This is a genomic window from Streptomyces sp. NPDC058274 (genome assembly GCF_042881375.1).
In the GTDB taxonomy this organism is placed as follows: Bacteria; Actinomycetota; Actinomycetes; order Streptomycetales; family Streptomycetaceae; genus Streptomyces.
Map to the genome: position 1 here is coordinate 13,341 of NZ_JBHVXW010000004.1, position 14,001 is coordinate 27,341.

Genomic DNA, 14,001 nt, shown 5'->3' on the forward strand with positions numbered 1-14,001 from the left:
CCCCCGGAGGCCCGCAAGTGACCGTGCTCGCCTCGGCCCTGAACACCCGCGGCTCCGACTACACCGAGAACCGCGAGGCCATGCTCGGCAGGCTCGCCGAGCTGGAAACCGAGCACGCCAAGGCGCTGGCGGGCGGCGGCGAGAAATACGTCGCCCGGCACCGGAAGCGCGGCAAGCTGCTCGCCCGGGAGCGCATCGAGCTGCTGCTCGACCCGGACACCCCGTTCCTGGAGCTGTCGCCGCTCGCGGCCTGGGGGAGCGACCCGGCGTACACCGTGGGCGCCTCGCTGGTCACCGGGATCGGGGTCGTCGAGGGCGTGGAGTGTCTGATCACCGCGAACGATCCGACCGTGCGCGGCGGGGCCAGCAACCCCTGGAGCCTGAAGAAGGCCCTGCGGGCGAACGACATCGCCCTCGCCAACCGGCTGCCCTGCATCAGCCTCGTGGAGTCCGGCGGCGCCGATCTGCCGTCCCAGAAGGAGATCTTCATCCCCGGGGGCGCGATCTTCCGGGACATCACACGACTGTCCGCCGCCGGGATCCCGACCGTCGCCGTCGTCTTCGGCAACTCCACGGCGGGCGGCGCGTACATCCCCGGCATGTCCGACCACGTGATCATGGTCAAGGAGCGGGCGAAGGTCTTCCTCGGCGGGCCGCCGCTGGTGAAGATGGCCACCGGCGAGGAGAGCGACGACGAGTCGCTGGGCGGCGCCGAGATGCACGCGCGCGTGTCCGGTCTCGCCGACTACTTCGCCGTCGACGAGCAGGACGCCCTCCGGCAGGCCCGGCGGGTGGTCGCCCGCCTCAACCACCGCAAGGCGTACGGCGATCCGGGCCCGGCCGCGCCGCCCAAGTACGACGAGGACGAGCTCCTGGGGATCGTCCCCGGCGACCTCAAGCACCCCTTCGACCCGCGCGAGGTCATCGCCCGCATCGTCGACGGCTCGGACTTCGACGAGTTCAAGCCGCTGTACGGGACGAGCCTGACGACCGGCTGGGCGAGCCTGCACGGCTATCCGGTCGGGGTGCTGGCCAACGCACAGGGCGTGCTGTTCAGCGCCGAGTCCCAGAAGGCCGCCCAGTTCATCCAGCTCGCCAACCAGCGCGACATCCCGCTGCTCTTCCTGCACAACACCACCGGCTACATGGTCGGCAAGGAGTACGAGCAGGGCGGCATCATCAAGCACGGCGCGATGATGATCAACGCGGTGAGCAACTCGCGGGTCCCGCACCTGTCCGTGCTCATGGGCGCCTCCTACGGAGCGGGCCACTACGGCATGTGCGGGCGCGCGTACGACCCGCGCTTCCTGTTCGCCTGGCCCAGCGCCAAGTCGGCCGTCATGGGCCCGCAGCAGCTCGCCGGCGTCCTGTCGATCGTCGCCCGGCAGTCGGCGGCCGCCAAGGGGCAGCCCTACGACGAGGAGGCCGACGCCGCGCTGCGCGCGATGGTCGAGCAGCAGATCGAGTCGGAGTCCCTGCCCATGTTCCTGTCCGGGCGGCTGTACGACGACGGGGTCATCGACCCGCGCGACACCCGCACCGTCCTCGGCCTCTGCCTGTCCGCGATCCACACAGCGCCCTACGAAGGCGCGCGCGGCGGCTTCGGCGTCTTCCGGATGTGAGGGATTCTCGTGAACTCCATGATCACTTCAGTGCTCGTCGCCAACCGCGGCGAGATCGCCTGCCGCATCTTCCGGACCTGCGGTGAGCTGGGCATCCGTACCGTCGCCGTGCACTCGGACGCCGACGAGAACGCCCTGCACACGCGCGTGGCCGACGCGGCCGTCCGGCTGCCGGGCGCGGCGCCCGCGGAGACGTATCTGCGCGGCGAACTCATCGTGAAGGCGGCCCTGGACGCGGGTGCGGACGCCGTCCACCCCGGCTACGGCTTCCTGTCCGAGAACGCCGGCTTCGCGCGGGCCGTGACCGACGCGGGCCTCGTCTGGATCGGACCGCCGCCCGAGGCGATCGAGGCGATGGCGTCCAAGACGCGCGCCAAGAAGCTGATGGGGCTCGAACCCCTGGCCGCGGTGACGGCCGGCGACCTGCCCGTGCTGGTCAAGGCGGCGGCCGGCGGCGGCGGACGCGGAATGCGGATCGTGCGCGAACTCGCCGAGCTCGACGCCGCGTTGACGGCCGCCCGCGCCGAGGCTCTCAGCGCCTTCGGCGACGGCGAGGTCTTCGTCGAGCCCTATGTGGAGGGCGGCCGGCATGTCGAGGTGCAGATCCTGGCCGACACGCACGGCACCGTCTGGGCGCTCGGCACCCGGGACTGCTCCCTCCAGCGACGTCACCAGAAGGTCATCGAGGAGGCCCCGGCACCCGGGCTCGCGCCCGAACTCGCCGCGGAGATCGGCGAGCTGGCCGTACGCGCCGCCCGCGCGGTCGACTACGTGGGCGCCGGCACGGTCGAGTTCCTGGTCGCCGACGGCAGGGCGCACTTCCTGGAGATGAACACCCGCCTCCAGGTCGAACACCCCGTCACGGAAGCGGTGTTCGGCATCGATCTGGTGGCCCTGCAGATCCAGGTCGCCGAGGGCGCGGCCCTCGACAGCGACCCGCCCCGCGCGCGGGGGCACGCCATCGAGGCCCGCCTCTACGCGGAGGACCCGGCGCACGACTGGACCCCGCAGACCGGCACCCTGCACCGGCTCGCCGTACCGGACGGCATCCGCCTGGACACCGGCTACGGCGACGGCGACTCCATCGGCGTCCACTACGACGCCATGCTCGCCAAGGCCGTCGCCCACGCCCCCACCCGCGCCGAGGCCCTGCGCGCCCTCGCCGGCGCGCTGGAGCGGGCGGCCCTGCACGGCCCGGTCACCAACCGGGACCTCCTCGTACGGTCCCTGCGGCACCCCGAGTTCGCCGGCGCCCGGATGGACACCGGGTTCTACGAACGCCACCTCGCCGAGCTCACGACGCCCGCCCCGGACCCGTACGCACCGCTCGCCGCCGCCCTCGCTGACGCGCACGGCCGCTCCCGGTTCGGCGGCTGGCGCAACCTCGCCTCCCGGCCGCAGTCCAAGCGCTACCTGATCGACGGCACCGAGCACGAGGTCCACTACCGGCACACCCGCGACGGCCTCAGCGCCGACGGGGTGCGCGTGGTGCACGCCGACGCCCGTCTCGTCGTACTCGAAGTGGACGGCGTACGACGGAAGTTCGAGGTGACGCGGTACGCCGACCAGGTGTATGTGAACGCCACCGCCCTCACCGCTCTGCCCCGGTTCCCCGACCCGGTGGCGGACCGCGCCCCCGGCTCACTGCTGGCACCGATGCCCGGGACGGTCGTCCGCGTCGCCGAAGGGCTGGCCGAGGGGGCCCGGGTGGAGGCGGGCCGGCCCCTGCTGTGGCTGGAGGCGATGAAGATGGAACACAAGATCTCCGCACCGACGGCGGGCACGCTCACCGCCCTGCACGCCGCCCCGGGGCAACAGGTCGAGGTCGGCGCGCTGCTGGCCGTGGTCGAGCCCCTTGAGCGGCAGGACCCATGAGCCACATCCGGCCGTCCCTGGCCACCCCACACCTTACGGAGACCCCATGAGCCCGGTCATCGAATCCGAAGAGCACAAGGACCTCCGAGCAGCCGTGGCAGCGCTCGGCAAACGCTACGGCCGTGACTACATCACCAAGGTCATCGCCGAGGGGCGCCACCCCGACGAGCTCTGGACCGAGGCCGCCAAGCTCGGCTACCTCGGCGTCAACCTGCCGGAGGAGTACGGAGGTGGAGGCGGCGGTATAGCCGAACTCTCCATTGTTCTGGAGGAGTTGGGTGCGGCAGGCTGCCCGCTGCTCATGATGGTCGTATCGCCCGCGATCTGCGGCACGGTGATCGCGCGCTTCGGCACCGACGCGCAGAAACAGGAGTGGCTCCCCGCCCTGGCGGACGGCAGCCGCACCATGGCCTTCGGCATCACCGAACCCGACGCCGGCTCCAACTCGCACCGGATCACCACCACCGCCCGCCGCGACGAAGGGGGAGGGTGGCTGCTCAGCGGCCGCAAGGTGTTCATCTCCGGCGTCGACATCGCCGACGCCACCCTCATCGTCGGCCGCACCGAGGACGCCCGCACCGGACGCCTCAAGCCCTGCCTGTTCATCGTCCCGCGCGACGCCGAGGGCTTCGGGCGACGGCAGATCGACATGGAACTCCACGGCGCGGAGAAGCAGTTCGAGCTGACCCTCGACGACGTACGGCTGCCCGCCGACGCACTCGTCGGCGACGAGGACGCGGGACTGCTCCAGCTCTTCGCCGGACTCAACCCCGAACGCGTCATGACGGCCGCCTTCGCCCTCGGCATGGCCCGCTACGCGCTCTCCAGGGCCGTCGAGTACGCCCGCGAACGCACCGTCTGGAAGGAGCCCATCGGCTCCCACCAGGCCATCGCGCACCCCCTCGCACAGGCCCACATCGACATCGAACTCGCCCGCCTGATGATGCAGAAGGCGGCCCACCTGTACGACTCCGGGGACGACGTCGGCGCCGGCGAGGCCGCCAACATGGCCAAGTACGCGGCCGGCGAGGCCTGCGTACGGGCCGTCGACCAGGCCGTGCACACCCTCGGCGGCAACGGCCTGACCCGGGAGTTCGGACTCGCCTCGCTGATCACGGCGTCCCGCGTCTCTCGTATCGCGCCGGTCAGCCGGGAGATGATTCTCAACTACGTCTCCCACCAGACCCTGGGTTTGCCCAAGTCGTACTAGGAGGACCCGTGTTCCGCAGCGAGTACGCCGACGTCCCGGCCGTCGAGGTCCCCATCCACGAGGCGGTCCTCGGCCGGGCCGCCGAGCGCGGTGACGCCCCCGCGCTCATCGACGGCGTGGACGGGACCACCCTCACCTACGAACAGGTGGACCGCTTCCACCGCCGGCTCGCCGCCGCGTTCGCCGAGACAGGCGTCCGCAAGGGCGACGTACTCGCCCTGCACAGCCCGAACACCGTCGCCTTCGCCCTCGCCTTCTACGCCGCCACGCGTGCGGGGGCCTCGGTCACCACCGTCCACCCGCTGTCCACGCCGGAGGAGTTCGCCAAACAGCTGCGCGACTGCGGCGCCCGCTGGATCGTCACCGTGTCGCCTCTGCTGAAGGCCGCGAGCGCGGCGGCCGAACTTGCCGGCGGCGTCCAGGAGATCTTCGTCTGCGACAGCGCGCCCGGGCACCGCTCGCTGATCGACATGCTCGGCTCGACCGCGCCCGAGCCGGTGGTCGGCATCGACCCCGTCGAGGACATCGCCGCCCTCCCGTACTCCTCGGGCACGACCGGCATCCCCAAGGGCGTCATGCTCACCCACCGGTCCATCGCCACCAACCTTGCGCAGCTCTCGCCGTCCGTGCCGATGGGCCCCGGCGACCGCATCCTCGCCGTGCTGCCGTTCTTCCACATCTACGGGCTCACGGCCCTGATGAACGCGCCGCTCCGCCAGGGCGCCACCGTCGTCGTACTGCCCCGCTTCGACCTCGACACCTTCCTCGCGGCCATCGAGAAGCACCGCATCACCGGCCTGTACGTCGCCCCGCCGATCGTCCTCGCCCTGGCCAAGCACCCGGCGGTCGCCCAGTACGACCTGTCGTCCCTGCGCTACATCATCTGTTCCGCCGCACCCCTGGACGCCTCACTGGCCGCCGCCTGCTCCCAGCGGCTCGGCCTGCCCCCGGTCGGCCAGGCGTACGGCATGACGGAGCTGTCGCCCGGCACGCACGTGGTCCCCCTGAACGCCGAGAACCCGCCCCCCGGGACCGTCGGCAAGCTCATAGCGGGCACGCAGATGCGCATCCTCTCCCTCGACGACCCCGGCAAGGAGCTGGGTGTCGGCGAAGCAGGCCAGATCGCCATCCGGGGCCCCCAGGTCATGAAGGGCTACCTCGGACAGCCCGACGCCACCGCCGCGATGATCGACGCCGACGGCTGGCTGCACACCGGGGACGTCGGCCATGTGGACGCCGACGGCTGGCTGTTCGTCGTCGACCGGGTCAAGGAACTCATCAAGTACAAGGGCTTCCAGGTCGCGCCCGCCGAACTCGAAGGGCTGCTGCTCACCCACCCCGGCATCGCCGACGCCGCCGTCATCGGCGTCTACAACGACGACAACAACGAGGTCCCGCACGCCTACGTGGTGCGCCGGCCCGCCGCGGCCGGCCTCTCCGAGAGCGAGGTCATGATGCACGTCGCCGAACGCGTCGCCCCGTACAAGAGGGTCCGCGGAGTGACCTTCATCGACGCCGTGCCCCGGGCCGCCTCCGGGAAGATCCTGCGCCGGGAACTGCGCGACCTGCGGGAGCGCTCATGACCCTCGTCGGCGTCACCCACGCGCGCGGCGTCACGACCCTCACCCTGGACTCCCCGGAGAACCGCAACGCCCTCTCCGCCCCGCTCGTCCAGGACCTCGCGGGCGCCCTCACCCGGTGCGGCAAGGACCCCGTCGTACGCGCCGTCGTCCTCACTCACACCGGCAATACCTTCAGCGCCGGCGCGGACCTCACCCAGCCGCCCGACCCCGCCGCGTTCGTGGCGCTCCTGCGGCAGGTCGTGGAGCTGCCCAAGCCGGTCCTCGCCCGGATCACCGGCCACGTACGGGCCGGCGGACTCGGTCTGGTCGGCGCCTGCGACCTCGCCGCCGCGGGCCCCGGAGCCACCTTCGCCTTCACCGAGGTCCGCATCGGGGTCGCCCCCGCCGTCATCTCCATGCCCCTGCTGCCCCGCCTCGACCCGCGGGCCGCCGCCCGCTACTACCTCACCGGCGAACGCTTCGACGCCCCCGAAGCCGCCCGCATCGGCCTGCTCACGGCCGCCTCCGACGACGTCGACGAGACCCTCGCGCCGCTCCTGGACGGACTGCGCAGATCCTCACCCCAGGCCCTGGCCGAGACGAAACGGCTGCTCACGGCTATCGTGCTGGAGACCTTCGACCGGGACACCGCCGCGCTGACCGCGCTCTCGGCACGGCTCTTCGCCTCCGCCGAGGCCCGCGAGGGAATGACGGCCTTCCTCGAACGACGGGATCCCCCATGGGTGCTGTGACTCCGACCGCTGTCGACCGCGCCCCGAAACAGGACCGCAGCCGGGCCACCCGCCGACGGCTCCTGGAAGCCGCCGTGGCCTGCCTCGCCGACCACGGCTGGGCGGGCTCGACCGTCTCCGTGGTCGCCGAACGCGCCGGCGTCTCCCGCGGCGCCGCCCAGCACCACTTCCCCACCCGCGAGGACCTCTTCACCGCGGCCGTCGAGTACGTCGCCGAGGAACGCTCCACGGCCCTGCGCGCCCTCTTCCCCGAGGGCGCGGCCGACCGTCGCGCCGTCGTCTCCGCCCTCGTCGACCTCTACACCGGCCCCCTCTTCCGCGCGGCCCTGCACCTCTGGGTCGCCGCCTCCAACGAGGACCAGCTCCGCCCCCGCGTCACCGAACTCGAAGCCCGCGTCGGCCGCGAGACCCACCGCATCGCCGTCGAGCTGCTCGCCGCCGACGAATCCCGCCCCGGCGCCCGGGAAACCGTCCAGGGCCTGCTCGACATGGCCCGCGGCCTCGGCCTCGCGAACCTGCTCACGGACGACGCGGGGCGCCGCGAACGCGTCGTCGCCCAGTGGGCCGCTCTCCTCGACGCGGCGCTCGGCCCCGTCATGGCGCTCGGCCCCGACATGGCGCTCGGCCCCGCCGTGGCGGCGCGGCCCGCCACCGACGTCACGGACTGAGCCGCTCCAGCCGCCAGCCGCCGTCCGGCTCGGCCACGTACCGCAGCCGGTCGTGCAGCCGGTTCTCCCGGCCCTGCCAGAACTCCACCGCCTGCGGCGCCACCCGGAAACCGCCCCAGTTCGGCGGCACCGGCACCTGCTCGCCCTCCGGATAGCGGGCCGCCAACTCCGCGTACGACGCCTCGAGTTCCGTACGCGAGGAGATCACCGAGGACTGGAGACTCGCCCAGGCGCCGAGCTGCGAGCCGTGCGGGCGGGTACGGAAGTACGCCGCCGTCTCGTCCCGCCCGGTCCGGCGGGCCGTGCCCGAGACGATCACCTGGCGGGCCATCGGATGCCACGGGAACAGCAGCGAGACATACGGATTCCCGGACAGCTCCAGCGCCTTGCGGGACTCGTAGTTCGTGTAGAAGACGAAGCCCTGCTCGTCGTACTGCTTCAGCAGCACCGTACGAGAACTCGGCCGGCCCTCCGCGTCCGCCGTGGAGACGACCATCGCGTTCGGCTCGTACACCATGCCCTGCACGGCCGCCCGCGCCGCCTGCCGGAACCAGCGGGCGAACTGGCCCATCGGGTGCGGGTCGAGATCCCGCTGGTCCAGACCCTCGGCGCGATAGTGCGCGCGCATCGCGGCGGGATCGTCGACGGGTTCTTCGGCGGCGGGCCCGGCGGCCTCGGCTGCGCGCTGGACGAGGGGCTCGGCGGCGGATTCATCCGGGAAGCGGTCGTTCACGCCGTCATCCTGCCGCATGCGCCCGCGTGGGGACGGGGGTGGCTTCCGTATGCGGCCGCCCGGCGACGGGGGTGGGGTGCCGTCCGTATGTGTCGCCCGGCGGCGGCGTGCGCTTCGTCACTGTGTGGCACTGAGTGCCGCGCACTCTCCCCAAAGGTGGCACTCGGGGATATCGTGCTGCTGCCGTTCCGGTTGGGTGACCGCCAGCCGCACGGGGCATGACCGGAGTGACCGCTCCGGACCGCGAGCCGTGGAAGACACTCGGGCAGACCTGCACGAGTCTTCGTATACGACCGTGGAACCGGACCGGACACCACCACCAGTCCGGCACATGGTCGCCACCATCCCCCGCACACCATCTGTCGCCCACATCACGAGGAGCCGCCTGATGTCCGACTTCGTACCCGGACTTGAGGGAGTCGTCGCGTTCGAGACGGAGATCGCCGAACCGGACAAGGAGGGCGGCGCACTCCGGTACCGCGGCGTCGACATCGAAGACCTGGTCGGTCACGTCTCCTTCGGAAACGTCTGGGGACTCCTCGTCGACGGCGCCTTCAACCCCGGCCTGCCGCCCGCCGAACCGTTCCCCATCCCCGTCCACTCCGGCGACATCCGCGTCGACGTTCAGTCCGCACTCGCCATGCTCGCCCCCGTCTGGGGCCTCAAACCGCTCCTCGACATCGACGAGCGGGAAGCCCGCTACGACCTCGCCCGCGCCGCCGTCATGGCCCTGTCGTACGTCGCCCAGTCCGCCCGCGGCCAAGGCCTGCCCATGGTCCCGCAGCGTGAGATCGACAAAGCCCAGTCCGTCGTCGAACGGTTCATGATCCGCTGGCGCGGCGAACCCGACCCGAAGCACGTCGCGGCCGTCGACGCCTACTGGACCTCCGCCGCCGAGCACGGCATGAACGCCTCCACCTTCACCGCCCGCGTCATCGCCTCCACCGGCGCGGACGTGGCCGCCGCCCTCTCCGGAGCCGTCGGCGCCATGTCCGGCCCCCTGCACGGCGGCGCCCCCTCCCGCGTCCTCGGCATGATCGAGGAGATCGAACGCACCGGGGACGCCGAGGCCTACGTCAAGCAGGCCCTCGACAACGGCGAACGCCTGATGGGCTTCGGCCACCGCGTCTACCGCGCCGAGGACCCCCGCGCCCGCGTCCTGCGCCGCACCGCCCGCGAACTCGGTGCCCCCCGCTTCGAGATCGCCGAAGCCCTGGAGAAGGCCGCCCTCGCCGAACTCCACGCCCGCCGCCCGGACCGGGTCCTGGCCACCAACGTCGAGTTCTGGGCCGCCATCGTCCTCGACTTCGCCGAGGTCCCGGCCCACATGTTCACCTCGATGTTCACCTGCGCCCGCACCGCCGGCTGGTCCGCGCACATCCTGGAGCAGAAGCGCACCGGACGGCTCGTACGGCCGTCCGCGCGCTACATCGGCCCCGGCACCCGCAACCCCCAGGAGATCGAGGGATACGAGGGCATCACGCACTGACCGGCGCCCAGCGGTACGCCGCCGGCCATCACGCGGGAACGAGCAGCTCCGCGTGATGGCGGGCGGCCACCAGCGGGTGCGCCCGCAGCTTGCCCTTCAGCTCGTTGCGCCCGTACTCCGCGAAGAGCGGATTCGCCGGATCGGTCGTCACCCCGGGCGCCGCGGACGCGTGCGGGAAGACCAGCGGCTCCACCCGCGCGTCCAGCCGCGGGTTGTAGAAGAAGGGCACCGAGAACCGCTCCGTGGCCCCGGGCGGGCTCACCACCCGGTGATTGGTGGCCACCAGATACCCGTTCGTCGCCACCTCCAGCAGCTCCCCCAGATTGACCACGAAGGCCCCCGGGATCGGCGGGACATCATGGAAGTTCCCGTCCCCGCGCTGCACCTGGAGCCCCCCGACCTCGTCCTGGAGCAGCAGCGTCAGGAACCCGTAGTCCTTGTGCGCGCCCACCCCCTGATCGGCGCCGTCCCCCGCACTCCCCGGATAGCGCACCAGCTTCAGCTGCGGATGCGCCCGCTCCCCGAAGGCCGGCTCGTAGAAGTCGGCGGGCGCACCGATCGCGGCCAGCAGCTCCCGCAGCAGCCGCGCCGCGACGGCACTGAGCCGGTCGATCCACGCCAGTGCGGCCGTCCGCAGCTCGGGCAGCGCGGCGGGCCACTGGTTCGGCCCCTCCAGCCACCAGTACGCAGGCTCACCCGGGCCCGGTGTCCGCGCGGGCCGCTCGGCGCCTATGTCCAGCTGGTCCCGCCAGTCCCGGCTGCCACCCGTACGCTCGTCACCGGTCCGCGTATACCCGCGGAAATGCGGTGAGTTGACGTTGTCGAGGGCCAGCCGGTCGGCCTCGGGCAGGGCGAAGAACCTCCGCATCGCCCCGAGCAGGGCGGCGGTCTCCGCGTCCCGCACTCCGTGCCCGACCAGCTGGAAGAAGCCCACGTCATGGGCGGCACTGTGCAACTGCGCGTGCAACAGCGCACGCGCCTGAGGACCGCGGTCGGCGGCCGACAGATCAATGATCGGAAGCTGCTGGTACGACGGATTCGTCGCGATGTTCGTCATGGGATGTGTCCGCAGGGGTCTACGGGTGCCCGGACAGCCGCCAAGGGTGGGGCGGGGCCGCGGGAGCCGGATGGGCGAGGAGAAGAAAGAGAGAAAACCGGGGCTGGGGTCAGAAGGACCGTCGACAGCCCATGCTCGTGACGCGGCCGAAGTCCACGTGGCGGCGCCGTACGAGCGAAAGCATGCGCCCAGAGTACTGCGGCCCGCCCGAGAAGGATGTGTCCCCGCTCACCATGCACAGGCCCCCGCTCACCATGCACAGGCCCCCGCACACGCAGACGACCCGCAGACTCGGGTCCCTCGCCTGGGGCGAGGAGCCGGCCGGACGTACCGGCGAGTCTGCGGGTCGGGTGACTGCTTGGGATGGGGCCGGCTGCGCGCTTCGCTCACACGCTGGTCCGGCACCGCACTGCATGTGGTGACGGGCCGCTAGCCCGCAGCCACCTCGCTTGTCCGGGTCTCATACATGTACCCGATCACCTCCTTTCGGCGTGGGTCACACACTAGGAACCGATCGGACGCGGCTCAAGGGGTTTTTTCGAGGCGGCCGCGGAGGGGCACCCGCGGGGAGCCGAGGGATCACCGGGAACGTCCGGTGCCGGGGCTGCTGGGGAGGTGGGCCGGGAATTCGGGGTACAACGATTTCGTTCGAACTTCTGGGAACGTGATGTGGGCTGGGTCACGTTCGAGTTGAATGATTCCGAGTGAGCGAACCGACGCGCCGTACGTGCGCACGTAGCCTGCAGGGGGTCCAGGTGAGTGCTTCCCGGCGGAGTGGGACCACCGATGAGCTGGGGCCGGACGAGCCCGAGCGGGATGGTTCGGATCTTCTTGCCGCGCTGCTTGACGGCATGGACGCGGCTTTGTGCGCCTTCGACGCGGACGGTGTCGTCACCCACTGGAATCGTGAGGCCGAGCGGATTCTCGGGTGGACCGCGGCGGAGGCCGTGGGGCGGCGCGGGTTCGCCGGGTGGGCCGTGCGGACCGCGGACGCCGAGGAGGTCGAGGGCCGGCTGCTGTCCGCGATGCAGACGCCCGGGCGCCAGGTGCACGAGTTCGCGCTGCTGACCAAGGACGGCGGGCGGGTGCTCGTCCGGACCCAGTCGGCGGCCGTGCGCGGTCCGGACGGGAAGCCCGCCGGGCTCTACTGCGCGTTCAGCGAAGTGCACACCCAGATCGATCTGGAGCGGTCCATCGCGCTGAGCGAGGCGCTGTTCGAGGACGCCAGCTGGGGTGTCGTGCTGGTCGACGTCGATCTGCGGCCGGCCGTGGTCAACGCGCACGCGGCCCGCGCGCTCGGCATCGGGCGTACGGCCGTACTGGGCCGCCCGCTCGGGGAGTTGCTCTCGCAGGGTGTCGAGGAGCTGGAGAGCGCGCTCACGCATGTGCTCGCCGAGGGGGCTCCGCCCGCGCCCGCCGAGATGTGGGTGAGCGTGCGGGCGGCCGAGGGCGAGAAGCGGCGCTGCTGGCGCAGTGGGTTCCTGCGGCTGGCCTCGCCGCTGGCGGAAGAGCCCGTTCCGCTGGGCGTCGGCTGGCTCTTCCAGGACGTGACCGAGGCGAAGCAGACGGAGCAGGAGGCCGCGCTGCTGCGGTTCCGCGCGAATCAGCTGCACCGGGCCGGGCGGGCCGCCGCCGAGTGCGAGGACCCGGAGGAGGCGGCCACCGTCTATCTGGACTTCTCCCTCGCCGGCTTCGCGGATCATGCGGTGATCGACCGGGTGGCCGGGGGCGCGGCGGCCGAGAGCGGCGGGCCGGTGCGGCTGGTGCGGGCGGTGGCCACGCCCGCCGGACCGCCCGGGCCGAGTCTGCTGGCCGGGAAGGCGGGACTGCCGATCCGGTACGGGGACGGGCATCCGGCGTTGCAGTGCGTGGACCGGGTCGGGTCGGTGCGGGCCAGCGCGAGCGCCTCGGCGTCCGCCGACTCGGCGCGGGAGTGGGCCGAGAGCCGCCAGTGGCCGCCGGGCTCCGTGCACGCCCTGTGCGCGGTCCTGCGCAGCCGGGGCCGCACGCTGGGTGTGGTGACGTTTCTGCGGGGTGCGGGGCGCACTCAGTTCGAGCGCGCGGACGCGTCGTACGCGGAGGATGTGGCGGTGCGGATCGCGGCGGCGCTGGATCTGGCCGGGACGGTGGAGCGGGAGTAGCCCGCCGGGGTCCCTCTCGCCATGGGCACGGGCGCCCACGGTGTCGGCGGCCGATGTGCTCAGCGGCGGTAGAAGATCCGGTCCCCGTACTCCTCGAACACGCGGCCGTTCCACTCGTGGCCGCCGTCCACGTTCCCGGAGCGCAGCAGCGGGGGCTCGATGCCGCGGTCGGCCAGGGTGCCGGCGGCGGTGGCCATGACGGCCTGGAGCAGGGCGGTCGTGATGACGGTGGAGGCGGGGGCGAAGGGGGCCGGGACGGTGTCCACGGTGATCTCCGCGTCGCCGACCGCGATCTTCGAGTCGAGGACGAGGTCGCAGTGGTCCTTGAGGTAGCTGCCGGAGCTGTGCCGGGACTTGGTCTCCGAGGCGTACGCGACGGAGGTGACGCCGATGACCTTCACTCCCAGGGCCCGGGCGTTCATGGCCATCTCGACCGGGAGGGCGTTGCGGCCGGAGAGGGAGATGATCACGAGGAGGTCGCCGGAGCGGACGGGGCTGGTGTCGAGGACGGCGCTCGCGAGGCCGTCGACCCGTTCGAGGGCGGAGCCGAGCGTGGCCGGCATGACGTCGACGCCGACGACACCGGGGACGGCCAGCAGGTTCATCAGGGCGAGGCCGCCCGCGCGGTAGACGAGGTCCTGGGCGGCCAGCGAGGAGTGCCCGGCGCCGAAGGCGAACAGCCGGCCCCCGTCGGCCACCGTGTCGGCGATGAGTGCGCCCGCGGCGGCGATCGACTCGCCGTCCTCGTCCCGTACCCGCTGCAGCAGGGCGATCGCGGCGTCGAAGAACTGTCCGGCCAGCTTGCTCTCGCTCATCGGCGAAGCTCCTTCGAGGTCGCGTCGGCGTCGTCACGGCATCGGCACGGCGGCGCGGGCGTCGGCGCCGGCCCGGG

11 protein-coding genes are annotated in these 14,001 nt (G+C 72.2%); 8 read left to right on the plus strand and 3 right to left on the minus strand.

Annotation, left to right across the window (positions count from 1 at the left end; genetic code table 11):
- Positions 1-17: 17 nt before the first annotated feature.
- From ACFVYF_RS10060 to ACFVYF_RS10085, 6 genes are read left to right on the plus strand one after another with little or no spacing between them, the layout of a single operon-like run.
- Positions 18-1,622, plus strand: coding sequence for an acyl-CoA carboxylase subunit beta (locus ACFVYF_RS10060; protein ID WP_389453679.1), 1,605 nt, complete (start codon positions 18-20; stop codon positions 1,620-1,622).
- A gap of 18 nt (positions 1,623-1,640) precedes the next feature.
- A complete protein-coding gene (locus tag ACFVYF_RS10065) occupies positions 1,641-3,497 on the plus strand; it encodes an acetyl/propionyl/methylcrotonyl-CoA carboxylase subunit alpha (RefSeq protein ID WP_389453682.1) in 1,857 nt (618 codons plus the stop codon).
- A gap of 46 nt (positions 3,498-3,543) precedes the next feature.
- Positions 3,544-4,707, plus strand: coding sequence for an acyl-CoA dehydrogenase family protein (locus ACFVYF_RS10070; protein WP_389453685.1), 1,164 nt, complete (start codon positions 3,544-3,546; stop codon positions 4,705-4,707).
- Between the two features lie 8 nt (positions 4,708-4,715).
- Positions 4,716-6,290, plus strand: a complete 1,575-nt coding sequence (locus ACFVYF_RS10075) for a 4-coumarate--CoA ligase family protein (protein WP_389453688.1) — start codon at positions 4,716-4,718, stop codon at positions 6,288-6,290.
- Complete coding sequence (locus ACFVYF_RS10080; RefSeq protein WP_389453691.1) at positions 6,287-7,021, plus strand: enoyl-CoA hydratase family protein; 735 nt, start codon at positions 6,287-6,289, stop codon at positions 7,019-7,021. Before ACFVYF_RS10075 ends, ACFVYF_RS10080 begins: the two co-directional genes overlap by 4 nt.
- Positions 7,009-7,689, plus strand: coding sequence for a TetR/AcrR family transcriptional regulator (locus ACFVYF_RS10085; protein WP_389453693.1), 681 nt, complete (start codon positions 7,009-7,011; stop codon positions 7,687-7,689). The genes ACFVYF_RS10080 and ACFVYF_RS10085 overlap by 13 nt, the downstream gene beginning before the upstream one ends.
- Here ACFVYF_RS10085 and pdxH read toward each other — a convergent pair.
- On the minus strand, positions 7,679-8,440 hold the full coding sequence (gene pdxH / locus ACFVYF_RS10090; protein ID WP_389453696.1) for a pyridoxamine 5'-phosphate oxidase: 762 nt from the start codon (positions 8,438-8,440) through the stop codon (positions 7,679-7,681). The genes ACFVYF_RS10085 and pdxH overlap by 11 nt on opposite strands.
- Positions 8,441-8,810: 370 nt before the next feature.
- On the opposite strand from pdxH, the gene ACFVYF_RS10095 reads away from it, so the two are divergent.
- The gene (locus ACFVYF_RS10095; protein ID WP_389453699.1) at positions 8,811-9,911 is read left to right on the plus strand and encodes a citrate synthase 2; all 1,101 of its coding nucleotides are present in this window, start codon (positions 8,811-8,813) and stop codon (positions 9,909-9,911) included.
- Positions 9,912-9,939: 28 nt separating this feature from the next.
- Here ACFVYF_RS10095 and ACFVYF_RS10100 read toward each other — a convergent pair whose 3' ends face one another.
- Positions 9,940-10,968 carry an isopenicillin N synthase family dioxygenase gene (locus tag ACFVYF_RS10100; RefSeq protein ID WP_389453701.1) on the minus strand — a complete coding sequence of 343 codons (1,029 nt, stop codon included), beginning with the start codon at positions 10,966-10,968 and terminating at the stop codon, positions 9,940-9,942.
- Between the two features lie 755 nt (positions 10,969-11,723).
- Here ACFVYF_RS10100 and ACFVYF_RS10105 point away from each other — a divergent pair.
- Positions 11,724-13,109 (plus strand): PAS domain-containing protein, encoded by a 1,386-nt coding sequence (locus ACFVYF_RS10105; RefSeq protein ID WP_389453704.1) that lies wholly within the window; start codon positions 11,724-11,726, stop codon positions 13,107-13,109.
- Positions 13,110-13,168: 59 nt separating this feature from the next.
- Here the strand turns inward: ACFVYF_RS10105 and ACFVYF_RS10110 are convergent, their stop codons facing one another.
- Complete coding sequence (locus ACFVYF_RS10110) at positions 13,169-13,924, minus strand: SIS domain-containing protein (RefSeq protein ID WP_389453707.1); 756 nt, start codon at positions 13,922-13,924, stop codon at positions 13,169-13,171.
- Positions 13,925-14,001: the final 77 nt, after the last annotated feature.

What these genes read in the sequence shown, in the direction of transcription:
- ACFVYF_RS10065 (WP_389453682.1), top strand. Translation starts at nt 1,641, where the DNA reads ATGATCACTTCAGTGCTCGTCGCCAACCGCGGCGAGATCGCCTGCCGC.
- ACFVYF_RS10070 (WP_389453685.1), top strand. Translation starts at nt 3,544, where the DNA reads ATGAGCCCGGTCATCGAATCCGAAGAGCACAAGGACCTCCGAGCAGCC.
- ACFVYF_RS10080 (WP_389453691.1), top strand. Translation starts at nt 6,287, where the DNA reads ATGACCCTCGTCGGCGTCACCCACGCGCGCGGCGTCACGACCCTCACC.
- ACFVYF_RS10085 (WP_389453693.1), top strand. Translation starts at nt 7,009, where the DNA reads ATGGGTGCTGTGACTCCGACCGCTGTCGACCGCGCCCCGAAACAGGAC.
- pdxH (WP_389453696.1), bottom strand. Translation starts at nt 8,440, where the DNA reads ATGCGGCAGGATGACGGCGTGAACGACCGCTTCCCGGATGAATCCGCC.
- ACFVYF_RS10095 (WP_389453699.1), top strand. Translation starts at nt 8,811, where the DNA reads ATGTCCGACTTCGTACCCGGACTTGAGGGAGTCGTCGCGTTCGAGACG.
- ACFVYF_RS10100 (WP_389453701.1), bottom strand. Translation starts at nt 10,968, where the DNA reads ATGACGAACATCGCGACGAATCCGTCGTACCAGCAGCTTCCGATCATT.
- ACFVYF_RS10110 (WP_389453707.1), bottom strand. Translation starts at nt 13,924, where the DNA reads ATGAGCGAGAGCAAGCTGGCCGGACAGTTCTTCGACGCCGCGATCGCC.